22 protein-coding genes are annotated in these 21285 nt (G+C 71.5%); 10 read left to right on the top strand and 12 right to left on the bottom strand.

Annotation, left to right across the window (positions count from 1 at the left end; genetic code table 11):
- Positions 1 to 50: 50 nt before the first annotated feature.
- Positions 51 to 464, bottom strand: a complete 414-nt coding sequence (locus tag OG303_RS43005; RefSeq protein ID WP_405875337.1) for a roadblock/LC7 domain-containing protein — start codon at positions 462 to 464, stop codon at positions 51 to 53.
- Positions 465 to 557: 93 nt separating this feature from the next.
- Here OG303_RS43005 and OG303_RS43000 point away from each other — a divergent pair, with 93 nt between their 5' ends.
- Entirely contained in the window at positions 558 to 986 is a 429-nt protein-coding gene (locus tag OG303_RS43000; protein ID WP_405875336.1) for a PPOX class F420-dependent oxidoreductase, read from the top strand.
- Between the two features lie 23 nt (positions 987 to 1009).
- On the opposite strand, the gene OG303_RS42995 is transcribed toward OG303_RS43000, so the two are convergent.
- From OG303_RS42995 to OG303_RS42975, 5 genes are all read right to left on the bottom strand, one after another.
- Entirely contained in the window at positions 1010 to 1615 is a 606-nt protein-coding gene (locus OG303_RS42995; RefSeq protein ID WP_405875335.1) for a GTP-binding protein, read from the bottom strand.
- A gap of 179 nt (positions 1616 to 1794) precedes the next feature.
- Positions 1795 to 2208, bottom strand: a complete 414-nt coding sequence (locus tag OG303_RS42990) for a DUF742 domain-containing protein (protein ID WP_405875334.1) — start codon at positions 2206 to 2208, stop codon at positions 1795 to 1797.
- A gap of 22 nt (positions 2209 to 2230) precedes the next feature.
- On the bottom strand, positions 2231 to 2668 hold the full coding sequence (locus OG303_RS42985; protein ID WP_405875333.1) for a roadblock/LC7 domain-containing protein: 438 nt from the start codon (positions 2666 to 2668) through the stop codon (positions 2231 to 2233).
- Positions 2665 to 5184: a nitrate- and nitrite sensing domain-containing protein gene (locus OG303_RS42980; RefSeq protein ID WP_405875332.1), complete on the bottom strand. Its 2520-nt coding sequence runs from the start codon at positions 5182 to 5184 to the stop codon at positions 2665 to 2667. The genes OG303_RS42985 and OG303_RS42980 overlap by 4 nt, the downstream gene beginning before the upstream one ends.
- Before the next feature lie 63 nt (positions 5185 to 5247).
- The gene (locus OG303_RS42975; protein ID WP_405875331.1) at positions 5248 to 6021 is read right to left on the bottom strand and encodes an MHYT domain-containing protein; all 774 of its coding nucleotides are present in this window, start codon (positions 6019 to 6021) and stop codon (positions 5248 to 5250) included.
- Between the two features lie 152 nt (positions 6022 to 6173).
- On the opposite strand from OG303_RS42975, the gene OG303_RS42970 reads away from it, so the two are divergent.
- A complete protein-coding gene (locus OG303_RS42970) occupies positions 6174 to 6773 on the top strand; it encodes a methyltransferase domain-containing protein (protein WP_405875330.1) in 600 nt (199 codons plus the stop codon).
- A gap of 3 nt (positions 6774 to 6776) precedes the next feature.
- Here the strand turns inward: OG303_RS42970 and OG303_RS42965 are convergent, their stop codons facing one another.
- Positions 6777 to 7532 (bottom strand): alpha/beta fold hydrolase, encoded by a 756-nt coding sequence (locus tag OG303_RS42965; RefSeq protein WP_405875329.1) that lies wholly within the window; start codon positions 7530 to 7532, stop codon positions 6777 to 6779.
- Positions 7533 to 7664: 132 nt separating this feature from the next.
- Between OG303_RS42965 and OG303_RS42960 the strand changes: the two genes are divergently transcribed.
- Positions 7665 to 8189 (top strand): PadR family transcriptional regulator, encoded by a 525-nt coding sequence (locus tag OG303_RS42960; protein ID WP_405875328.1) that lies wholly within the window; start codon positions 7665 to 7667, stop codon positions 8187 to 8189.
- Here the strand turns inward: OG303_RS42960 and OG303_RS42955 are convergent.
- Positions 8175 to 9071: an oxygenase MpaB family protein gene (locus OG303_RS42955; RefSeq protein ID WP_405875327.1), complete on the bottom strand. Its 897-nt coding sequence runs from the start codon at positions 9069 to 9071 to the stop codon at positions 8175 to 8177. The genes OG303_RS42960 and OG303_RS42955 overlap by 15 nt on opposite strands.
- A gap of 99 nt (positions 9072 to 9170) precedes the next feature.
- Between OG303_RS42955 and OG303_RS42950 the strand changes: the two genes are divergently transcribed.
- The 3 genes from OG303_RS42950 to OG303_RS42940 all read left to right on the top strand — a co-directional run bounded on the left by OG303_RS42950 (position 9171) and on the right by OG303_RS42940 (position 12356).
- Positions 9171 to 9467, top strand: coding sequence for a hypothetical protein (locus OG303_RS42950; RefSeq protein WP_405875326.1), 297 nt, complete (start codon positions 9171 to 9173; stop codon positions 9465 to 9467).
- A 135-nt stretch (positions 9468 to 9602) separates the two neighbouring features.
- Entirely contained in the window at positions 9603 to 10517 is a 915-nt protein-coding gene (locus OG303_RS42945; protein ID WP_405875325.1) for a hypothetical protein, read from the top strand.
- Positions 10518 to 10964: 447 nt separating this feature from the next.
- A complete protein-coding gene (locus OG303_RS42940) occupies positions 10965 to 12356 on the top strand; it encodes a tannase/feruloyl esterase family alpha/beta hydrolase (RefSeq protein WP_405877760.1) in 1392 nt (463 codons plus the stop codon).
- Positions 12357 to 12360: 4 nt separating this feature from the next.
- Here the strand turns inward: OG303_RS42940 and OG303_RS42935 are convergent, their stop codons facing one another.
- Positions 12361 to 12543 (bottom strand): hypothetical protein, encoded by a 183-nt coding sequence (locus tag OG303_RS42935; protein ID WP_405875324.1) that lies wholly within the window; start codon positions 12541 to 12543, stop codon positions 12361 to 12363.
- A gap of 131 nt (positions 12544 to 12674) precedes the next feature.
- On the bottom strand, positions 12675 to 13730 hold the full coding sequence (locus OG303_RS42930; protein WP_405875323.1) for a fatty acid desaturase family protein: 1056 nt from the start codon (positions 13728 to 13730) through the stop codon (positions 12675 to 12677).
- 261 nt (positions 13731 to 13991) lie between these two features.
- On the opposite strand from OG303_RS42930, the gene OG303_RS42925 reads away from it, so the two are divergent.
- Together OG303_RS42925 and OG303_RS42920 are read left to right on the top strand one after the other, a co-directional pair.
- Positions 13992 to 16856 carry an SNF2-related protein gene (locus tag OG303_RS42925; protein WP_405875322.1) on the top strand — a complete coding sequence of 955 codons (2865 nt, stop codon included), beginning with the start codon at positions 13992 to 13994 and terminating at the stop codon, positions 16854 to 16856.
- A complete protein-coding gene (locus OG303_RS42920; RefSeq protein ID WP_405875321.1) occupies positions 16853 to 18121 on the top strand; it encodes an SWF or SNF family helicase in 1269 nt (422 codons plus the stop codon). Before OG303_RS42925 ends, OG303_RS42920 begins: the two co-directional genes overlap by 4 nt.
- 43 nt (positions 18122 to 18164) lie before the next feature.
- Here the strand turns inward: OG303_RS42920 and OG303_RS42915 are convergent, their stop codons facing one another.
- A complete protein-coding gene (locus OG303_RS42915) occupies positions 18165 to 18797 on the bottom strand; it encodes a class I SAM-dependent methyltransferase (protein WP_405875320.1) in 633 nt (210 codons plus the stop codon).
- 24 nt (positions 18798 to 18821) lie between these two features.
- Here OG303_RS42915 and OG303_RS42910 point away from each other — a divergent pair, with 24 nt between their 5' ends.
- Complete coding sequence (locus OG303_RS42910; RefSeq protein ID WP_405875319.1) at positions 18822 to 19277, top strand: ASCH domain-containing protein; 456 nt, start codon at positions 18822 to 18824, stop codon at positions 19275 to 19277.
- A 135-nt stretch (positions 19278 to 19412) separates the two neighbouring features.
- Positions 19413 to 20753 (top strand): esterase-like activity of phytase family protein, encoded by a 1341-nt coding sequence (locus OG303_RS42905; RefSeq protein WP_405875318.1) that lies wholly within the window; start codon positions 19413 to 19415, stop codon positions 20751 to 20753.
- Between the two features lie 7 nt (positions 20754 to 20760).
- Here OG303_RS42905 and OG303_RS42900 read toward each other — a convergent pair whose 3' ends face one another.
- Positions 20761 to 21003 carry a hypothetical protein gene (locus OG303_RS42900; RefSeq protein WP_405875317.1) on the bottom strand — a complete coding sequence of 81 codons (243 nt, stop codon included), beginning with the start codon at positions 21001 to 21003 and terminating at the stop codon, positions 20761 to 20763.
- Positions 21004 to 21285: the final 282 nt, after the last annotated feature.

The raw sequence follows: 21285 nt of genomic DNA, 5'->3' as shown, positions 1-21285 counted from the left end.
TCTCGTGGCGAGCCTGTGGATAACTCCACGGGAGAGGGGAAACGTGCAGGTCAGACGTCTGTCGTCGGGATTCGCTCGGGCTGTCGGGCCTCCACGCCGAGGTGTTCGCCGACCCGGTTGACGAGCAGGGTCATCTCGTAGGCGATCTGGCCGATGTCGGCCTCCGCACCGCTGAGTACGCACAGACAACTGCTGCTGCCGGCGGCGGTGACGAACAGCACCGCGTCGTCGAACTCGACCATGGTCTGGCGCACTCTGCCCGCGCCAAAGTGGCGTCCCGAACCCTTGGCCAGGCTGTGCAGTCCGGACGAGACGGCGGCGAGGTGCTCGGCGTCCTCGCGTCGCAGCCCCGTACTCGCTCCGGTCACCAGCCCGTCGTTGGACAGGACCAATGCGTGCCGCACATGTTCGACGCGCTCGGTCAGGTCATCCAAGAGCCAGTCAAGTCCCTGGTTCTGCGCCATGGTCCGGTCTCCCCGTGTGACGACTCCCCCTGGCCGGAGGATCTCCACGCCAGCCTTCACCACGACCGGCCCACGGGCAAGGAGGATGGGGGCATGGCGAAGAAGATGACCGACGAGGAATGGCGGGCGTTCGTCTCGCACGGCACCCGCACCGCAAAGCTGTCGACCGTCCGCGCGGACGGAAGCCCTCATGTGACGCCGATCTGGTTCGTGCTCGACGGCGACGACGTGGTGTTCAACACCGCCGGGACCAGCGTCAAGGGGCGGAATCTGGCCCGTGACGGCCGGGCCGCCCTGTGTGTCGACGACGACCGGCCGCCCTTCGACTTCGTCGTGTTGCAGGGGCGTGCCCGGATCTCGGAGGATCTCGGGGAACTGAGGCACTGGGCCGCCCGGATCGGGGCGCGGTACATGGGTGAGGAGCGCGCCGCGGAGTTCGGGGAACGCAATGGCGTACCGGGTGAGCTCCTCGTTCGCATCGCGATCGACAAGGTCCTGGCCGAGAAGGGCGTCGCGAGCTGAGCGCGGTCGCCCGCCGCGGTCCGTCAGCCGACCGAGTCGAGCAGCCGGGCGGTGTGCATCCGCCCGGCGTACTCGACGAGCCGGATCAGCACCTCCTTCCCCGAGTCGCGGTCACGGGCGTCGCAGAGCACCACCGGTGTTCCCCGGTCGAGGTCGAGGGCGCGTGAGACGTCCTGGGCCCCGTAAGTGCGGGCGCCCGTGAAGCAGTTGACGGCCACCACGAACGGGATGCGTCGGTGCTCGAAGTAGTCCACCGCGGGGAAGCAGTCCTCGAGCCGCCGTGTGTCCGCGAGGACCACGGCGCCGAGGGCCCCTTGTGACAACTCGTCCCACAGGAACCAGAAGCGGTCCTGGCCCGGAGTGCCGAAGAGGTACAGGGAGAGACCGGACCGGATGGTGATGCGTCCGAAGTCCATGGCGACGGTCGTGGTGACCTTCTGGTCCACGCCGTCCGTGTCGTCCACCGACTGGCCGGCCTCACTGAGCAGTTCCTCGGTGCGCAGCGGCCTGATCTCGCTGACCGCGCCCACCAGAGTGGTCTTGCCCACGCCGAATCCGCCGGCGACCAGTATCTTCAACGCCAGTGCGGACGTGTCGCCGCCCTGCGCATCGGAGTGCTCGGAGACCATCGATCACTTCTCTCGGGAGTGCCGGCAACGGTCGACGTCCAAACGCATCATCACAACTGCGTCCCCTCTCCGAGGGATCGGACCGCTATTTGCGCCATACGACCGACTCGCTCCCCTTCGGTGTCCGGATGGGTGCACGAGTCGGGACCGTACGGGACCGGGTGGTGGTGGTTTTTCATCTACAGCGCTCGCAGTCCTTCGATCACCTCGCGCAGAATCCGTTCGTCGGGAAGTTGCGCGGGCGGTACCGGACGGCTGACGGTGACGCAGCCGAGTTCCAGCAGGTCGCCGAGGAGCACCCGGACCACTCCCACGGGCAGGTCGGCTCCCGCCGCGAGCTCCGCGACCGACTGGGTCTCCGTGCGGCACAGTTCGATCAGGGCCCGGTGCTCCGGTCCGAGCCCCGTGTCGTCGCCGGCGCCGGGCGCGCCCTGGTCCAGGGTGACCAGGGCGATCAGGTCGAAGCGAACCCCCGTGGGTCCGGGCTTGGTTCGTCCGCCCGTCATGGCGTACGGGCGGACGAGGGGCCCGGCCTCGCCGTCGTACCACTGGCTGCCCGGTTCGAGCGGGGCGCCGGTCCTGTCCTCGTTCATGTGCACGCGCCGCCTTCTCGCCTCATCGGGCGGCGGGCGGCCGCGCGGCGACGCGCGTCGGGGTGTACAGATGCTCACCGACGCGTTTGACCAGCCGTGCCATCTCGTAGGCCACCAGGCCGATGTCTGCGGTCACGGCGGTGAGTACGGCGAGGCAGGAGCCGTCGCCCGCAGCGGCCACGAACAGGAAGCCGTCGTCCATCTCCACCATGGTCTGACGCACGCCGCCGGCGCCGAAGTGCCGGCCCGCGCCCTTGGCCAGGCTGTGGAAGCCTGAGGCCACGGCGGCGAGGTGTTCCGCGTCCTCGCGACGCAGGTCGGTCGACGCTCCCACGGCGAGTCCGTCGTTGGACAGCACCACGGCGTGCCGCACCTCGCTCACGCGCAGCACCAAGTCGTCCAGCAGCCAGTCGAGTTCGCCGGATCGCCGGTCGGCCCTCATGCTCGGGTCCTGGATCATGCGCGGTCTCCTTCGCTGCTGTCGCTGCGCCGTGTGTTATCCGGTCCGGCAGCGCGGCCGGGTTGTCTGCCACCGCCGCGCGTCCAGCCGTCGCGGTACGCCGCCATGCGCTCCCGCACGCTCTCAGGGGTGCGCTGGTCGTCCTGGGGGGAGGCCGACGCCTGCGCCAGCTCCTCGGGGCGCTGTTCGCGCAGTTGGGGCGCGAGACTTGCCTGGCGTACGCGGCGGGGCAGGTCGTCGGACTCTTCGGCGTCCTCCGGGGGACGGTGCAGGCGCAAGGTGGTGACTCCGGGGGGTGGGGTGTCGGACGTCGTCTCCACCGCGGCCGGTGCGTGAGCCACCAGCGCGGGCCGCTCGGTCGTGGCCGGAACGGACTCCTGGCGCGGGGCGGCGCCGGGCACGCGCGCGTACTCGCGTTCCGCCGGCTGCTCCATGGACGCGGCCTTGCTGGGGGAACGTTCCGCCGCGCCGCCGTGCAGCAGGGCCGTGGGCAGCAGGACGACCGCGGTGGTGCCGCCGTAGGGCGAGGTGCGCAGGTGCACCTTGATGCCGTGGCGGGCCGCGAGCCTGCTGACCACGAAGAGGCCGAGCCGGTCGCTGTCGAAGAGGTCGAGCGCCTCGGACTGTTCGATACGGCGGTTGGCCTCGGCGAGGGTCTCCGTGCCCATGCCCAGGCCCCGGTCCTCGACCTCGACGACGTAGCCGTTGCCGACGGGTTCGCCGGTGACGCGCACGCGCGTGTGGGGCGGTGAGAACTGGGCCGCGTTCTCGACGATCTCGGCCAGGAGGTGCGTGAGGTCGGCGACGGCCGAGCCGACGACGGATGCCTCCGGGAGCTGTCGTACCTCCACGCGCGCGTAGTCCTCGACTTCGGACACGGCCGCGCGCACCACGTTCGTCAGCGAGACCGGCATGCGCCAGGCCCGGCCGGGTGCCGCTCCGGAGAGGATGATCAGGCTCTCGGCGTGGCGCCGCATACGGGTGGTGAGGTGGTCGAGCCGGAAGAGGTCGCTGAGCTCGTTCGGGTCGTCGGATCGGCGTTCCATGCTGTCGAGGAGGCTCAGTTGGCGGTGGACGAGGACCTGGCTGCGGCGGGCGAGGTTGACGAAGACCCCGGAGATGCCGCTGGCGAGTTCGGCGCGCTCGACGGCGGCCCGCAGGGCGGCGCGGTGCACGGTGCCCAGTGCCTCGGCGACCTGTCCGGCCTCGTCCTCGGCGGGCGGTCCGGGCGGGGCCTCGGCCTGGATGTCGATCTCCTCGCCCGCGCGCAGCTTCCGCATGGCTTCGGGGAGGTTGCGCCGGGCGATCTCCAGGGCGCTGTTGCGCAGGCTCACCAACTCGATGACGAGGCCACGTCCGATGCGGACCGAGATGACGAGCGACGCGACCACCGCGGCGAGGCCGAGCAACACCGCGGCACCGGCCGGGGAGAGCAGGCCGCGGGTGAACGGGTCGGCCCGGTCCGCGACGCCGCTTCCCGCGTTCTGCTCGATCGTGCGCATGGCGTCCTGCACACGCGTGTGTGCCTTGTTCCAGGTGCCTTCCGGTGCTGCCTTGATGGGGCCGGGCGTGCCGCCGTCGAGGACCTCGTTCTCCGTGGCGCCCAGGGTGGCGTAGGCGCTGCTGTCGGCGAGGGTCTGCCAGGCGCTGCGTTCGGGGCCGCTCAGGTCGGCGACGGCCGCGTCGGTGAGGGCGCGGCGGGTGTCGACGGCGCCGGTGAACAGCCGCAGCCGCTCGCCGCTGAGGCCACCGGCGAGGCGCGCGCTCGCCAGCACCGCGTCCTCCTGGGCCAACGCCTCGCCCGCGCGGGAGAATTCGAGCAGCACGCGCGCGTCGGAGCCGAGGTCGGCGTCCTGGATGCCGGTGAGCGCGCCGCCCACCCCGAAGGCACCGCTGATGGTCTTCGTGTACTGCCCGTACGTCACGTTCCAGTCCGTGCGGCGGTCGAGCACCGCGGTGCGCAGGGAACTCAGCCGTTCGGCACCGGCGACGAAGCTGTCGAGCCGCTGAGCCACTCCGGCGGGCAGTTCCTCACTGCTGGCGACGGTGTTGTGGTTCCCGAGCCGCAGCTTGGCCATGGCCTTGTCGGTGCGGTCCGCGAGCTTCTTGTAGTCACCGCTCTGCCCGGCCGACGGGTCGGTCGCGTAGCGAACCGCTGCCACACGCTCGGCCTGCAGCGCGGCAACGGCCGCGGCGACCGGGGTGCGGATCTGGGAGTCGACGCGCTGCAACTGCCGTAGCCGGGAGACGTCCTGGGCGGTGCTGACGGTGGCGTACGCCCACAGGGCCAGCAGCGAGACGACCGGGACCATCAGCAGACAGACGATCTTCGCCCGAACGGTGCGCGGCCGAATCCGCCAGCGGGCCCCGGACGCGGGTGCCTCGTCCGGCACCGCGCCGGCGGGCTCGTCCAGGACCTCGTCGGCGGGCGGCCCGGCATGGGCGCGACGGCCGCGTGCGGGAGGCGGGGGCGGCGACTCGGCGCCGGGGCTGGGGGTCCTACGGGGTGTACGCATGGCCTCCTCGCTCGGGAGTGGTTCGGGGCGGGCCGCGAGTCCGGCACCGGGCCGGGCCCGCCGCTAGCGAACGGCGCTCTCCACCGGCCGCTGGGCCGAGGCGGACGCCTCGCGCTCCCCGGTCGTCGGCGACAGCGCGACGAAGGCCGAGGTCAGGAACAGGTAGGAGCCGAGACCGACGGCGAGGGGGAAGATGAACTGCATCGCCGTGGCCCCGGGCAGCGCCTGGCCGGAGGGCGTGACGCGCACGCTCACGGCGAACATCCCGGTGTAGTGCATGCTGCTCACCGCGGCCCCCATGATCAGCGAGGCGACGACGACGGCAACGGGCGACTTGATGTTGAGTGCCGCCCACAGGGCCGCCGTCGCCGCGACGACGGCGATCAGCACGGAGAGTGCGACGAGGGCCGGGTCGTAGCTGACGTGGCCGTGCAGCCGCACCGCCGCCATTCCCAGGTAGTGCATGCTCGCGACGCCGATCCCGGTGGTCAGTCCGCCGAGGAAGAGCGCCCGGGCGCGGTCACGGCTGTAGCCGACGGCGAAGACGCCGGCGCAGACGACGATCATGGCGACGAGCAGGCTCACGATGGTGAGCGGCACGTCGTAGCGGATGTCGGTCCCGCTGACGCCGAAGCCGAGCATGGCCACGAAGTGCATGGTCCAGATGCCGGTGCCGATCGCCGAGGCCGCGGTGATGAGCCAGTTGCGGCGCGAGCGTCCGGTGGCGCCGAGCGCGCGGACCGTGCAGCGCAGTCCCAGTGCGGCGCCGATGCATGCCATCACGTACGACAGCACGGGGGTCAGCCAGCCGAAGGTGGCGTGGTCCAGGTGTCCCATGGCTCCGGGACGCTAGTCCGGGCAGGGGCGCACAAAGAGGGCGCATTTCGAAAGCTGTTGGAATATGACGCAGAGATGCACCTACACGATCGTGTCCCGCTCGAACGTGTGCACCTCGGCGTCACCCGTGTCGGTGAGAGATCATGCGGAACATGAGCGACGACCACACACATGTCCAGGATTTCTTCGGCGCCCGCGCCGCCGACTGGGACAGCCGGTTCCCCGACGACGGCCCCGCCTACGCCGCCGCGGTGGCCGACCTCGGGCTGCGCGAGGGCGACCGGGTGCTCGACGCGGGCTGCGGCACCGGGCGGGCCCTGACGCCGCTGCGTGCCGCCGTGGGGCCCTCGGGAGTGGTCGTCGGAGCCGACCTGACCCCGGCCATGCTTCAGGCCGCCGTACGGGCCGGGAGGGGGCGCGACGCGCAGTTGCTGCTCGCCGACGTCGCCGCGCTGCCGCTGCGGTCGCAGTCGGTGGACGCCGTGTTCGCCGCCGGCCTCATCGCGCACCTGCCTCAGCCGGCCGAGAATCTGCGGGAGTTGGCGCGCGTGGTCCGTCCCGGCGGACAGCTGGCGCTGTTCCACCCCATCGGCAGGACGGCGCTGGCGGCGCGGCAGGGCCGCCGGATCACCCCGGACGATCTGCGCGCGGAGCCCAACCTCCGTCCGCTGATGGCCGGTTCCGGTTGGCGCATGACCTCGTACGTCGACGAGGACGCCCGCTTCCTGGCGCTGGCCGTACGGGAAGGCTGAGCCTCAGCACGGGCCCGCGACCGCCGCCACGAAGGCGTCGGGGTTGTCGAACATGACGTTGTGGCCCGCACCCGCCACGGTCACCACGCGCACACCGGAGGCCACCAGGGCTTCCCTGCCCGCGAGTTCGCCGCTGAGCTCGCCCTGCACGTACACGCGGTCGATCGGCAGTTCCTCGAGGATGCTGCGCATGACGGGCTCCGAGCCACGCCGCAGGCCGACGGCCGTGCGGTGCAGGGCACGCGGATCGGCCAGCCGCATGGTCGCCGCCCACGAGGGGCCGACCTTCTCCAGCACGCGCGCGTAGGCGCCGTCGACGAACGCGTCCTCCTCGTAGGAGGCGATGCCGCTGCTGCCTGCCGTGGCCGGCGGGAAGGCGTCGAGGTTGGCCTCCGTGAGGACCAGCCGGGAGACCAGGTCGGGCCGCCGGTGGGCGAGCACGATGGCGACGGCGCCGCCCATGCTGTGCGCCACCAGCTCGGAGCCGGTCAGTCCGGCCGCATCCAGGGCGGCGGCCAGCGCGTCGGCGTGCTCCTCGAGCGTGTAGCCGAAGCGGTCGGGGCGGTCGCTGATGCCGTGCCCGGGCAGATCGACGAACAGGCTGCGCCGGCCCGCGAGTTCGGCCCGGGCCGCGATGTGCGCGTGGTACACGGCCGAGACCGAGCCCAATCCGTGCACGTACACGCGCGCGGGTTCCTCGCCCGGTGCCTCCGTCCAGCGGATGCAGTTTCCCTTGCCGTCGAACTCGGCCTGCTTCATCGCGTCCTCCCTCATGGCCCCTACGGCCACCCTCGACACCCTCGACATCCGAAAGATACATCGGTAACGAGGTATAGAGAAGGCGAGGTATCAGGAGTTCGATGTACAGCGCTCGTGCGAGAGAATGCGAGCATGCTGGAGCTGGCCATCCTCGGATTCCTCTACGACGCCCCACTGCACGGCTACGAGCTGCGCAAACGCATCACCGCACTGACGGGTCATGTGAGACCGGTCGCCGAGAGCACGCTGTATCCGGCGATCAAGCGCCTGGAGAATGCCGGGCTTCTGGCGCGCGCCACGGAACCCGGAGCCGTGGCCGCCCCCCGTCACGTCCTGACGCTCACCGAGGAGGGCAGACGGGAATTGCGCCGACGGCTCGCCGAGCCCGCCCAGCGCGACCTCACCGACGAGAACCGGTGGTTCACGGTGCTCGCCTTCCTCCGCCACCTCGACGACGCCCCGGCGCAGGCGGCCGTACTCCGCCGCAGACTGGCCTTCCTGGAGGAACCCGCAAGCTTCTTCTACGACGGTGACCGGCCGCTGCGCGCCGAGGAGTTGGACGATCCCTTCCGCCGCGGGCTGCTGACCATCGCGCGTGCCACGTCCCGGGCCGAACTCACCTGGCTGCGCGAGACGATCGGGTCACTCGACGCCTGATCCGTTCAGGTGCCGCACGGGGCAGCCACGTACGCCGGGAACCGGACGGCTGCCCAGTTCCCCCAGCTCGTAACCGTTCGGATAGCTCTTGACCTGCCAGTTCTGCCGCGCGTAGTGCGGTGCGCGGCGAGGCGGCAGCAGGCGGACGACGCGCCCACGCGCGCGTACCGCGCCACGCACGAAGGCGCGCGTGGCAGTGGCCGGGGGCGGGTAGCGGAAGGCTCGCAGGAGGTGTTCGTCGAGCAGGGCGAGGGTCGAGGTGTGCAGGAGGGGCGCGAGCGGGCGCGGGTACCAGGAGGCCATCAGTGCCAGGGTGGCGTCGGAGACGCTGCGTGCGCCCTCGTCCCACGCGAAGTGGGCCTCCTCGTAGGCATCGAGGCAGGCCTCGAACTCCTCGTAGGAGTCGGGGATGTCCTTGATGCCCATGTGCCGGCCCAGCGTGCGGTAGTGGACGGCCGTGGCGACGGTTTCGTGCCGCGACAGTCTGCGCCACCCGTAGGCGTCGATCCACCGCTTGGGCATCACCACGAACGTGCACAGCACGTAGCGCATGTCGTCGTTGCTGATGTCGTAGCTGCGGTGCATCCGGTTGATCCGGCGAATCGCCGTGTCGGCCTGTTCACTGCCGAATCCGTGCTCCACGACGGCGTCGAGCAGCAGCGTGGTGTCGTCGTAACGCTTCTGGGAGCGCTGGGTGAGCTCCGCCGTCTCGGCGAGCAGCCGCCCGATGCTGGGTACGGCGTAGGTGCGGTAGAGCCCCAGCTCCAGGGCGCGGGTGAAGTCCCACGGGAACTCGTAGGCCGAGCTGAGCCGGTAGATCTCGGAGGCGTCCTTGTACGGGTCCATCCGCCGGATCTGTTCGAGCCGCTGGAAGCGCTTCACCGCACCGTCCCCCTTCTGCCGCCGGAGCTCCAACTCTACGTTGAGTAGCAGGAGATGAACGATGAGCCAGGGCAACCACGCAGGGGGAAGGTGGTCAGCATGTGGGGCAGGGTGCGCAAGTCCTGTGCAAGATTCCTCAACATCATGCGCGCGGACATGAACGACGGCCGGGACAAACGTACACACAATCTTTTCGAAGCCGCCGCCGCGTACGTCTCGGCCTGCGCGGAGGACGACCAGGACCGGATCGACGAGGCAGCCGGCTGGGTGTCGCCGGAGGCCCTGTCTTTCGGGGTCAACGAGCTGGCGTGCAGGGCCGTCATCGCCCTCGCGCGGGAGCGCGACGAGTCGCCGGGGACGGTGGCCCGCGCACTCCTGGGGCTTCCGTCGGCCTGACGAGTCGGGGCAGGAGCGGTCGATTCGCCCCGTCCAGCCGGAAAACTGCAGCTCCGGGTGCGCTTGCGAGTCGTGACAAGCTACTTCCGCTCGCACTAGGGTGCGCGCGTTCGGATGAATCAATGGGAGGCTGGGATGGCCGGGACGGACGAGGACGCCGTCGCCGCCGCGGACGATGCGCTTTATGTGCTCACGGCGGTACTTCTGACGCCGGCGAAGTTCCCGAGCGTGCTGGGTGACGACTATCCGGAGGCCTGCGCGGCGCTCGGCCTCGCGCCGCTCGCCGACGGATACGGCCTGGTGCTCGGCCAGGACGGGGACGGCGCCCGGTGGACCGTCGTGGTCGACGACGTCTCCTTGGTCGCGGTGGCCATCGCGTCCTGGGACTGCGGGATGGAGTACGACCTGTCGCCGGACGAGCGCTCGGTCGTCGCCGCACTGCCGGGCTGGCCCCTCGCGGTCGCCGTCGCGGCTCCCGGTGTGCCCGCGCCGCACGATCCCGGCCCGGAGGTCGCGGACGGTCCGCCGTTGGCGCCGCCGGACACGAGCAGGTGGGGGCCGGCTCAACGGCGCCTGGGTGCCGACGAGATCGCGCTCCAGTGGGCGGTGTGGCGGGAACAGATCGACGACGCCGAGTTCCCGAACCCGAACGGGGCCCCAGCGGCCGCCGAGGGCACGGAAGAGGCCGTGAAGGACGCTCAGGCCGCGTCGGACGTTCAGGACGAGCAAGGCGAGCAGGGCGAGCAGGGCGAGCAGGGCGAGCAGGCGGACGGGTCCAAGGGGCACGGCGGGGTCCGGCGCGTACTCGCCGAGGCACGGGCGTACGTGGAGACGCCGCCGCCTCTCGGCCGCGTCCGGTCGTCCTTCGCCCCGGGCGAGGCCCGGACCCTGCGTGCCGACGGTCCGGGCTGGTCACTCGTGGCCAGGACCGACGACATCGCGTTCGTGCTGCTCGACGCGGAGCCCGGCGAGGTGCTGCCGGTCGGCCGCGGACCGGAGCTGCCGGGTCTTCTGGACGCGCTCGAAAAGATGGCCGTACGCCCCCTTTGAGTCCCAGGGACCGAGCCCCGCACGCACTGCTGCGGCGGGGCTCAGCCTTGGGGTTTCGGGGCGACGAGGCGTGCGCCAGCGAGTCCGCTGGGAAGTGCAGAGGGCCGGGCCCTCGGGCAGGCATCCAGGTCGGCGGGCAGGCGTCCGTGAGACGGGCGAGCGTCCCGGACGGCAGCAGTGCGCGCAGGGCTGTCGGAACAGCGTCCGCGATGCATGAGGTCCGGCCGCCCGTGCGCGCTCACCGTGAAGTTGTCGGCCGCCGTTCGCCGATCTCCTTCCTCCGTACGGGACTTCACACGTGGCCCCTGTTTCGAGCCGCCATGCCGAGGCCGCGTTCCATGTGGTCCCGGCCCATGGATGGCGCGGAAGCAGGACCGCACCATGGGGCAGCCCTCGGTGCCCGCTCCCCTGCGGTCGCTCCCCTCCCGTCCTGCCCTGGAGGCCGTCATGCGTCCGTCCCGCGGTGTCCCGCTCGCTGCCGCCACACTGGTGGCAGCGGCCCTCACGTGGCCGACTCCCGCCGAGGCCACGGCAGTTGGCGGAGATCACTGCGCCCGCCAGGAGCGGGTGCACGTGCCGGGCGCCGCCTTCCAGCAGAGCGCCTGTCTGCCCGACCTGACCACGACCGGACTCGCCGGTACGCCCTACACCGACATGGCCGACCAGGCAGGGCTCACCGCCAAGGCCACCCGCACCCCGTCCGGAGTTCCAGGGGTGCAGATCGACGGCTACTTCCCGGACTCCTCGCACTTCAACACCACCCACGGCTGGCGGCACGACGCGCAGTTCGTGATCCGGTTGCCCGACCACTGGAACGGCGGCCTGGTGGTCACCGGCGCGCCCGGCACACGCAAGCAGTACGCGACGGACACGGCGATCTCCGACCAGGTACTCGCCCAGGGCTACGCATACGCGGCGACCGACAAGGGCAACAGCGGTGCCGACTTCTACCGCGACGGAACCCGGCCAGGTGACGCGATCGCCGAGTGGAACACGCGGACCACTCAGCTGACCCGGGCGGCCAAGCACGCGGTGACCCAGCGCTACGGGCACGCCCCTCGCCGTACGTACATGACCGGCATCTCCAACGGCGGCTATCTCACCCGCTGGCAGCTGGAGAACCACCCGGAGCTGTACGACGGCGGCGTGGACTGGGAAGGCGCGCTGTGGACCGCGAATGGCCCCAACCTGCTCACCTCCCTGCCCACCGCGGTGGCGCGGATGCAGGGCTCCGCGCGGGACGAGGACATGTACGCGGTGGGCTTCGCGCGGGGTTCCGAGTTTCTGTGGCCGTATCACGAGAAGGCGTACTGGGGAGTCACACAGAAGATCTACCGCGCCGAATTCGACCCGACCTACGATCCCGGCTGCCCCGGACCGTCGGCCGGCAGCACGCCGGAGCAGATCCTGGCGCCCTGTGCCACCGACGCGGCGTACGACTACGCGTCACGGCCCGCGGCCGTCCACCGTGCCGTGGCCCGGGTGTCGCTGACCGGGCGCATCGGCAGGCCGCTGATCACGCTGCACGGAGACCTGGACGCCCTGCTGCCCAAGGCCGCCGACTCGGACGTGTACGCGCGCATGGTCGACGCAAGCGGACGGGGTCCGCTGCACCGCTACTACACGATTCAGGGCGGCACGCACGTCGACGGGCTGTACGACACGTATCCGGACCGGCTGCGGCCGATCCTGCCCTGCTACCGGTCGGCGTTCGACGCGCTGGTCTCCTGGGTGGAGCAGGGCGCACGGCCGCCCGCGGACCACACCGTCGCACGGCCCGCGGACGGCGATGTGGTCGACTCCTGCAGGCTGGCCGACCGGGCCCATCCCGTGCGGTAGTACGTCAGCGACCGATCTCCTTGCGGGTGACGCGGCGCAGCCTGCGCCGCTGTGCGGGGTCCAACGTGAGGTACGCGGCGGTCGGCACTCCCAGGACTATCAGGAGCGCTGCCCACCAGGGCAGCCAGATCAGCAGGATGAGCCCGACCGCCACACCCCCTGCGGCGATCTTCGCGTTCTTCGACATGTGCGACGCCTCCTTCGCGGCTACTGCCGCTCTCTGTCCTGAAAACGGGCCCGCGCCTCCCGCGGTTCCGGATCGCGACCCTGAGACGTCCCTGAGTCGCAACCCCGACGCGTCCCTGAGAGCCCCCTCGGTCATTCCGCCCTGAGAGGCTCCCCCACCTCATGCAGGTGACGCAGGGCCTGCCGATAGGAGTCGACCAGCCCGGTCTCCGCATAAGGGATACCCAACTCCCGACAGTGCGCGCGCACCAGAGGCTGGGCAAGCCGCAGATGGGGACGCGGCATGCTCGGGAAGAGGTGGTGTTCGATCTGGTAGTTGAGTCCGCCGAGGAACCAGTCGGTCAGGACGCTGCCGCGGATGTTGCGCGAGGTGAGCACCTGGCGGTGCAGATGACCCCACCGCTCGCCGCTCGGGTCGGGCATCTCCATGCCCTTGTGGTTGGGGGCGAAGGCCATTCCGAGGTGCAGGCCGAACAGCGCCTGGTGGAGGGCGGCGAACACGAGCGCCTTGCCCGGGGACAGTGACGTCAGGAGCAGCGACGCGTACGCGGCGACGTGGGTCACCAGGAGCAGGCCCTCTACGGCGCGCTCCCGCGGAGGTTGCCGACGCAGGTCCTGGAAGCCGTGGACCTTCAGGGCGACGCCTTCGAGGAGAGTGAGGGGAAAGAAGAGCCAGGCCTGGTTGCGGGTCAGCCAGCGCCGGAAACCCGACCGCTCCTTGGCCTGGGCACCGGTGAACACGAGGACGTCGGCTACGACGTCCGGGTCCTTGTCGATGTGGTTGGGGTTGGCGTGGTGGCGGTTGTGTTTGTCGTTCCACCAGGCGTAGCTCATGCCCAGGAGCAGGTTGCCGTGGATCAGGCCGATGACACGGCCGGCGGTCTTGCCGACGGCTATCTGGGAGTGGCCCGCGTCGTGGCCTATGAAGGCCGTGCGGGCGCAGAACACGGCGAGCAGCGGGGCCAGAAGCAGCGCCCACCAGGAGTCGCCGGCCAGGACGACGCCCGTGACCACGCCGGCCAGTGCGAGCGCGTTGGTGGCGATGGTGAGCGCGTACCAGGTGTGGCGGCGCTCCAGGAGGCCCCGGCCCCTGACCGTACGCAGGAGGGGTGCGAACTCGCTTCCGACGGGCGGGGCGTCGCGCGCTCCCCGCAGAGGCTCGGCGACGGCTGTGGTGGGCTCGGGCATGTCCGGTCTCCGGCTCTCTCGGGCAGCTCTCGCGGGCAACGCGCTGACCTGAGCAAACGTACGAACCGATGACCTGCGGCGACCATGACGCCACCCCCCGTGTACGGGCGGGGGCCAGCCCGTGGCGCGTAGGGGGGTTTGCGACACCCTGGAGCGAGGCGATCCGGAGGACGGCTCGGCCCTGCCGCGTTGCCCGCCGGATTGCTGTACCCTCGGCGGCTCCAACCCCCAGTAGTCAAATTTGAGGAATGCGGCTTCGCTGTGCAGAGGATCCCCGCGGCAACACCGTCCGAGATCTCCGAACTGGCCCGCTGCTGCGCTGTTTTCGTGCCCGGTGACCCGGCCCGCACCGGCCGGGTGGCCTTCTGGCGGCCCGACGGCACCGCCCCTCCTGTCGTCGCGGCAGGGTCCGCCGAGGACCTGACCGTCGTCCTGCCCGCCGATGACGGTGTCGAGCTGGTCGGGGTTCCCGCCGTCCTGTTGCCGATGCGGGCGGCGCTACCGGTCCTCACGCGTGCGCGTACCGATGCGCAGGGACACAGAGGAGCCGTCTTCTGGGGCGCTGCCACAGTGCTGGCCCTGCAATTCGTGGCGCGCGGACTGCTGCTGCCCGGTATGTCCCCCGGCGACCACGACGCCTGGCGCGTCGGCCCGCTGCCCATGGAGGACATCGACCGCGTCCGTCGGCTGGCCGCCGCGATGCCACCCGAGGCGCATGCCGTGCCGGTGGACGGCGCCGGACCGCCACGGCTTCCCGACCCGGAGCGGTTGCTGCGCGCCTACCTGGACGCGGTCGCCGACACGCTCCCCCGTTCCCCCGCGGCCTCCCTCGTGACGGGCGGGCCCGCCTACGCGGCGCGGGAGCCGCAGCACATGCCCGGGCAGCGCGCGTGGGCCGCCGACGTCGCCGCAGGCCACGACGCGGGCGTACGGCTCTCGCTGCGGATCGAGGTGCCCGGCCTTGCGGACCTGACACAGGACGCCGCCGCGGTGCCGTTCCGGGCCGTGCTGCAGGTGCACAGCGTGAGTGATCCGGCGCTCGTGGCGGATGCCTCCGCGGTCTGGGGCGGTTCCGGAGACAGGGGCGGGGGTTTCGGTCCCCGCGCGCGGATGGACGCCCTGCTCGCGCTCCGCCGGGCGGCCCGGTCCTGGCCGCCGCTGACGCCTCTGCTCTCGGCGAGCGTGCCGGATGCCGTCGAACTCGCCGACGAGGAGGTCACCGAGCTCCTCGGGCAGGGCGCCAGAGCCCTCGCCGAGGCCGGGGTCGACGTGCACTGGCCGAAGGAGCTGGCCCGCAAACTGACGGCCCGCGCGGTGATCGGCCCACCCGACGAGGAGCCGGTGGCCGGTCAGGCCGCCTCGGACACGCCGTCGTTCCTGTCCGCCGACGCGCTGCTCGCCTTCAACTGGCGGTTCGCGCTGGGCGACGAGCGGCTGACGCGCGAGGAGCTGGACCGGCTCGCCGAGGCCAACCGCCCCGTCGTGCGGCTGCGCGACCAGTGGGTCCTCATCGACCCGCAGGAGGTTCGGCGCGCCCGTGCCCAGCAGGACCGCAAGATCTCGCCCATCGACGCGCTCGGTGCCGCGCTGACGGGCTCCGCGGAGGTCGAGGGCCGCCGGGTCGACGTACACCCCACGGGGTGGCTGGCGGCCCTCCGGGAGCGGCTCGCGGCCCCCGAGGCGCAGGAGCCGGTCGCGCAGCCCGCCGCTCTCGCGGCCACGCTGCGGGACTACCAGCGGCGGGGCCTGAGTTGGCTGGCCCGGATGACGTCCCTGGGCCTGGGCTGCTGTCTGGCCGACGACATGGGACTCGGCAAGACGATCACGCTGATCGCGCTGCATCTGCACCGGCAGAGCGACGAGTCGACGGCCGGGGCCACGCTCGTGGTGTGTCCGACGTCGCTGATGGGCAACTGGCAGCGCGAGATCGAGAGGTTCGCGCCCGGTACGCCCGTGCGTCGCTTCCACGGGGCGCGGCGCAGTCTGGACGCCCTGGCCGACGGGGAGTTCGTGCTCACCACGTACGGGACCATGCGCCTCGACGCGCGCAGGCTCGCCGGGGAGCCGTGGGGCATGGTCGTGGCGGACGAGGCGCAGCACGTGAAGAACCCGTACTCGGCGACCGCGCGGGAGCTGCGGTCCATCGGCGCACGCGCGCGTGTGGCGCTCACCGGCACCCCGGTGGAGAACAACCTGTCGGAGCTGTGGGCGATCCTCGACTGGACGACCCCGGGGCTGCTCGGCCGGCTCGGCGCGTTCCGCACGCGGTACGCGCAGGCCGTCGAGAGCGGTCAGGACCCGGCCGCCGCTGAGCGGCTCGCCCGGCTGATACGGCCGTTCCTGCTGCGCCGCCGCAAGTCGGACCCGGGGATCGCGCCGGAGCTGCCGCCGAAGACCGAGACCGATCGTGCCGTGTCCCTGACCAAGGAACAGGCGGGTCTGTACGAGGCAGTGGTGCGCGAGACGCTCGCGGAGATCTCCGCCGCCGACAACATGGCGCGGCGCGGGCTGGTCGTGAAGCTGCTGACGGGGCTGAAGCAGATCTGCAACCACCCGGGGCAGTTCCTCAAGGAGGAGCGCCCGCAGATCGCCGGTCGTTCGGGGAAGCTCGAGCTGCTGGACGAGTTGCTCGACACCATCCTCTCCGAGGGGGCGAGCGTTCTGGTCTTCACGCAGTACGTGCGCATGGCGCGCATCATCGAGCGGCACCTGGCGGCCCGCGGCGTCACCTCGCAGTTCCTGTACGGCGGGACGCCCGTCACCGAGCGCGAGGCGATGGTGCGGCGCTTCCAGGACGGTGAAGTCCCCGTCTTCCTGCTGTCGTTGAAGGCCGCGGGCACGGGGCTGAACCTGACGCGGGCCGAGCACGTCGTGCACTACGACCGCTGGTGGAATCCCGCGGTCGAGGCGCAGGCCACGGACCGCGCATACCGCATCGGCCAGACCCGGCCCGTGCAGGTGCACCGGCTGATCGCGGAGGGAACCATCGAGGACCGCATCGCCGACATGCTCTGCCGCAAGCGGGAACTGGCCGACGCGGTGCTGGGCTCCGGCGAGGCGGCGCTCACGGAGCTGACCGACGCGGAACTGGCCGATCTGGTGGAACTGCGAGGGGGCACACGATGAACCGGCACGACGGGGACACGGAGCGCACGTTCGCCGCGCTGCCGCCCGCGCACGGGCGGGGATTCGCGCAGACGTGGTGGGGCCAGGCCTGGTTGAAGGCTCTGGAGGACGCTGCGCTCGACTCGGGGCAGCTGAAGAGGGGTCGCAGGCTCGCGCGCGCGGGAGCCGTGGGCGCGGTGTCCGTGCGCCCGGGACGCATCACGGCCGTGGTCCAGGGCCGCGATCACACGGCGCACCGGGCCGACGTCCTGCTGGCGGAGCTGGACGGCGACCGGTGGGACCGCTTCCTGGACATGACGGTCGAGCGGGCCGGACACGTCGCGGCGCTGCTGGACCGCGAGATGCCGCCGCATCTGGTCGAGGACGCGGCGGCCGCGGGCGTCGAACTGCTGCCGGGCATGGGCGAGCTGGAGCCGGAGTGCGACTGCGGCGCCTGGGACCACTGCGGGCACACGGCAGCCCTGTGCTACCAGGTGGCGCGGCTGCTGGACCAGGACCCCTTCGTACTGCTGCTGATGCGTGGGCGGGGAGAACGCGCTCTGCTCGACGACCTGCAGGCCCGCAGCGCCACACCCACGGATGAACCCGCCGAGCCGGAGGGGGCGGACGCGGTCGAGGCGTACGCGACCGGCGACATCCTGCCGCCGCTGCCCGCCCCGCCGGAGCTGCCCCCGGAAGCCGGTGTGCCGCCGTCCCTGGACACCGAGGCCCCGCCCGGACCGGATGTGGACCCGGTCGCCCTGCGGTATCTGGCCGCCCGGACCGCCGTCGAGGCGCATCGCCGGCTCGCTGAGGTTCTCCGAGCCGGGGTGGAACAGCACGGTCCTGAAGGGGAGTTGACGGTCACCCAGGATGCCGTCCGGCTCGCCGTGGGAACGCCTGGGAGGGCTGTGACGGACCGGCTGGCCGACGGGTCGGGACGGGACCGGGAGGGGCTGGCGCGGGCCACGCGCGCGTGGGGTCTCGGAGGTGCGGCCGCGCTGTCCGTCCTGGAGGAGGAGTGGACCGTCACGGGTGAAACGCTCGCACGCGCGCGTGCCGCTCTGGAGTCGGCCTGGGACGACGACGAACGGCCGTCGCTGCGGGCGAAGGGCAACCGGTGGACGGTCGTCGGTGCACCGGCCCAGCTGCGCCTGGGGCACGACGGACGCTGGTGGCCGTACCGGAAGGAGCGGGCCCGCTGGATGCCCGCCGGAGCCGCTTGCCAGGACCCGGCCACGGCTCTGGCCTCGGTGGAGCAGGCTCCCGGGGAGGAACCCGGCTGAGACCGGCCGCGGGTGGTGCGGACGACGGACTTCCGTCGGGCGCTCACGCCGACTGTGCGGGGCGCCGGGCCCAGAACAGGGCGTGTCCGGCGTCGCCCTCCGGCAGGAACTCCTCCCGTTCCACGGTCAGTCCGGCCTGGGTGATCCATGCGCGGTTGGTGGCGGCGTCCGCGTGGCTCCACCACATCGGGGCGCCGCTGCCGAGCCAGTTCTGCTCGGTCCCCGTCCAGGCGCCGTGTCCGATGGTGGCCACGAACCAGCCTCCCGGGCGCAGCCATCCCGCGATCCGCCGCAGTAGGGGCGGCTGTTCGGCCAGCGGGATGTGGATGAGGGCGTACAGGGAGACGACCGCGTCGAAGGAGGCGGTGCCGAAGGCGACCTCCGTGGCGTCGCCGCGGATGAACTCCGCCTGCGGCACCTGTTCCCGGGCCCTGCTGATCTGCACCTCGCTGATGTCAATGCCGGTGACCCGGTGGCCGGCGGCCGCGAGAGTCCGCGCGACCGGCACTCCGCTGCCGCAGCCGACGTCCAGCACCGAGCTGCCGGACGGGATGCGCCGGCACAGGTCGTTCAGCACGGCCTCGTACTTGGTGCCGGCGCCGTACGCCTCGTCGTAGCGCCGCGAGACGGCGTCGTACCCGCGCCGGACGACGTCCTTGGGGTCTTCGATGTCCACGCTGCGAGAACGTACCTTGGCCGCATGACCAGTGACTCCGCCTCACCCGCAGGCCTCGAGTCGATGCCCACGATGGAGTTCGGCTTTCCCGGCCCGCTGCGCGACCAGCTCGTCGCAGCGATTCTCGACGGGTCCAAGACCTCCACGACAGGCCTCGTCGTCGACTACGAGCACGAAGGGGAATCCCTTCCGGAGGTCGGCAGCCGTGCGGTGGTCGTCGACTCGGACGACCGTCCGGTCGCGATCATCGAGTTGACCGGCGTCGAGGCCGTCCCGCTGGCGCAGGTGGATCTCGCCCACGTGGTGGACGAGGGCGAGGGGGACACCAGCGTGGCCGAGTGGCGGGCGAACCACGAGACGTTCTGGCACAGCGAGGAGATGCGGGCGGCTTTGGAGGACCCCGAGTTCACCGTGGACGACGAGACGCTCGCGGTTCTGGAACGTTTCCGCCTCGTCATCGACCTTCGCCCCGCCGTCTGATCGGCCGGCCTCGGCGGTGCGGACCGCCTGTGTGCTCGGGCACCCGACACCCCGTGTTCACCCGGCGGTAGCGACGCGTTCGCTGCAGGGCCCAAATCTGGCCGCTGTCAACGAACTTGCGCCCCAGGAGGCCCGATGTCCCCGCACGCCACCGGCCGGCTCCCCGTCCGACGATCCGTCGCAGCGGGCGTTCCGTTTGCCGTGATCGCGGCCCTTGTAGCGGCCGGTCCGCCCGCCGGTGCGGCGTCGCAGGACGCTCATGTCGTGCGTACGGCGACGCTAGGGGACATTCCCCTCGGCACCTTCAGCAACGCCCTGCTGCCCGGAACGGTGGACGACGACCGCGGCATCGACCTCGGCGGCATCGGCAGTGACATCTACCCGGCGGGCCGCAAGGGCGAGTTCTGGACGGTCACCGATCGCGGACCCAACGGCCAGATCAAGGTGGCCGGAACGAAGCGGCGCACCTTCCCGGTGCCGGGCTTCGATCCGGCGATCGTGAAGATCCGCGTGTCCGGCGACACGGTGAAGGTGCTGGACGCCATTCCGATCACCACGTTCTCCGGGAAGGCCGTCACCGGGCTGTCGGACCAGGCCGGGCGCGACGAGGCGCCGTACTCCTACGACGCCTCGACTCCTGTGTCGTACAACGCGAACGGGCTGGACACGGAGGGCATCGTGCGGGCCCAGGACGGGAGTTTCTGGCTCGTCGACGAGTACGGGCCCTCCCTGGTGCACGTCTCCGCGCGCGGGAGGGTGCTCACGCGCTACGTGCCCAAGGGGCTGAACCTCACCGGAGCGGACTACCCGGTGGTGGAGGCGCTGCCCGCCGTCCTGCTGCACCGGAAGATCAATCGCGGTTTCGAGGGGCTCGCCCAACTGCCCGGCGGCGACCTGGTGATGGCCCTGCAGAGCCCACTGTCCCTGCCGGACGGTGACGCGGGTGACGCGTCGCGCACCACACGCCTGCTGCGTTTCTCGCCGAAGAAGAAGGCCGTCACCGCCGAGTACGCCTACCGCTTCGACCCGGTGAACGTGGTGGACCCGAGCGAGGACGACACCTCCGAGCTGAAGATCTCCTCGGTGGTCGCCGTGGGCGGCGACCGGCTGCTGGTCGAGGAGCGCACCGACAAGGCCGCGCGGCTGCAGCTGGTGAAGCTGGGACGGAGCGCGAACATCCTGGGCGGTCCCTACGACGACGACACGACGTCGCCCTCCCTGGAGCAGCTCGACGACCCGGCGGCCGCCGGCGTTGCGGTGCTCGACAAGCGGCTGGTCGTCGACCTGGGCAAGGTCAAGGGCGTGCCCGGGAAGATCGAGGGCATCGCGCGCGTGGATCACGACACGCTCGCCCTGATCAACGACAACGACTTCGGCATGACGGACGGCGCGGGCGCGTTCGACGCGCAGGACCGGCTGGTCGACAGCGGGATCGAGACGACGGTCACGTACGTGCGGCTGCCGCACGGCATCTGACCTGGCGTTACGGCAGCTCGATGTCCCCCAGGGACGGGATCAGCGATTCGAGGTCGCTCGGGATACTGCTGGGCAGCTCGCTGGGTAACTTCGACGGCAGTTCGCTCGGCAGCTTCGTCGGGATGCTGAAGGACGGTGACTTCGAGCGACCGGAGCTCTCGCTGCTCTCGGCGGGCGACTTCTTGTCGGGCGAGTCGTCGCTCCCGGAAGCCATCAGTACGACGACGGCGACGACGGCCGCGACCGCCACGATGCCGACCAGGAGGATGACAAGCGGGTTCCGCCGCCTCCTGGGCGGCTCCGGCGGCGGCTGCCAATCGCCGTAGGGGGGAGGGTCGTTGCCTCCCGGAGGCGGGCCGTAACCTCCTCCGCCCCCATAGCCCCCTCCCGCTCCGTAACCGGAGCCGAAACCTTCGGAGGGCGGTCCGAAACCGCCGCCCGGAGGCGGCGTGTCACCCGGCGGCCCGGGTGGCTGAGGCGGTACGGGCGGCATGGCCATACCGTCCAGAGTCGCCCCACACCGGGCACCATG

This window comes from Streptomyces sp. NBC_00005 (assembly GCF_045160215.1).
GTDB lineage: Bacteria > Actinomycetota > Actinomycetes > Streptomycetales > Streptomycetaceae > Streptomyces.
The sequence above is the reverse complement of the archived record's forward strand: the minus strand, read 5'-3'. Positions and strand labels throughout refer to the sequence as shown.

Excerpts from the sequence above, each read along its gene's own strand:
- OG303_RS42985 (WP_405875333.1), bottom strand. The coding sequence starts at position 2,668 with ATGATCCAGGACCCGAGCATGAGGGCCGACCGGCGATCCGGCGAACTC.
- OG303_RS42910 (WP_405875319.1), top strand. The coding sequence starts at position 18,822 with ATGACCAGTGACTCCGCCTCACCCGCAGGCCTCGAGTCGATGCCCACG.
- OG303_RS42980 (WP_405875332.1), bottom strand. The coding sequence starts at position 5,184 with ATGCGTACACCCCGTAGGACCCCCAGCCCCGGCGCCGAGTCGCCGCCC.
- OG303_RS42970 (WP_405875330.1), top strand. The coding sequence starts at position 6,174 with ATGAGCGACGACCACACACATGTCCAGGATTTCTTCGGCGCCCGCGCC.
- OG303_RS42960 (WP_405875328.1), top strand. The coding sequence starts at position 7,665 with ATGCTGGAGCTGGCCATCCTCGGATTCCTCTACGACGCCCCACTGCAC.
- OG303_RS43005 (WP_405875337.1), bottom strand. The coding sequence starts at position 464 with ATGGCGCAGAACCAGGGACTTGACTGGCTCTTGGATGACCTGACCGAG.
- OG303_RS42935 (WP_405875324.1), bottom strand. The coding sequence starts at position 12,543 with ATGTCGAAGAACGCGAAGATCGCCGCAGGGGGTGTGGCGGTCGGGCTC.
- OG303_RS42990 (WP_405875334.1), bottom strand. The coding sequence starts at position 2,208 with ATGAACGAGGACAGGACCGGCGCCCCGCTCGAACCGGGCAGCCAGTGG.
- OG303_RS42945 (WP_405875325.1), top strand. The coding sequence starts at position 9,603 with ATGGCCGGGACGGACGAGGACGCCGTCGCCGCCGCGGACGATGCGCTT.
- OG303_RS43000 (WP_405875336.1), top strand. The coding sequence starts at position 558 with ATGGCGAAGAAGATGACCGACGAGGAATGGCGGGCGTTCGTCTCGCAC.
- OG303_RS42940 (WP_405877760.1), top strand. The coding sequence starts at position 10,965 with ATGCGTCCGTCCCGCGGTGTCCCGCTCGCTGCCGCCACACTGGTGGCA.
- OG303_RS42975 (WP_405875331.1), bottom strand. The coding sequence starts at position 6,021 with ATGGGACACCTGGACCACGCCACCTTCGGCTGGCTGACCCCCGTGCTG.
- OG303_RS42920 (WP_405875321.1), top strand. The coding sequence starts at position 16,853 with ATGAACCGGCACGACGGGGACACGGAGCGCACGTTCGCCGCGCTGCCG.
- OG303_RS42905 (WP_405875318.1), top strand. The coding sequence starts at position 19,413 with ATGTCCCCGCACGCCACCGGCCGGCTCCCCGTCCGACGATCCGTCGCA.
- OG303_RS42965 (WP_405875329.1), bottom strand. The coding sequence starts at position 7,532 with ATGAAGCAGGCCGAGTTCGACGGCAAGGGAAACTGCATCCGCTGGACG.
- OG303_RS42995 (WP_405875335.1), bottom strand. The coding sequence starts at position 1,615 with ATGGTCTCCGAGCACTCCGATGCGCAGGGCGGCGACACGTCCGCACTG.
- OG303_RS42950 (WP_405875326.1), top strand. The coding sequence starts at position 9,171 with ATGTGGGGCAGGGTGCGCAAGTCCTGTGCAAGATTCCTCAACATCATG.
- OG303_RS42930 (WP_405875323.1), bottom strand. The coding sequence starts at position 13,730 with ATGCCCGAGCCCACCACAGCCGTCGCCGAGCCTCTGCGGGGAGCGCGC.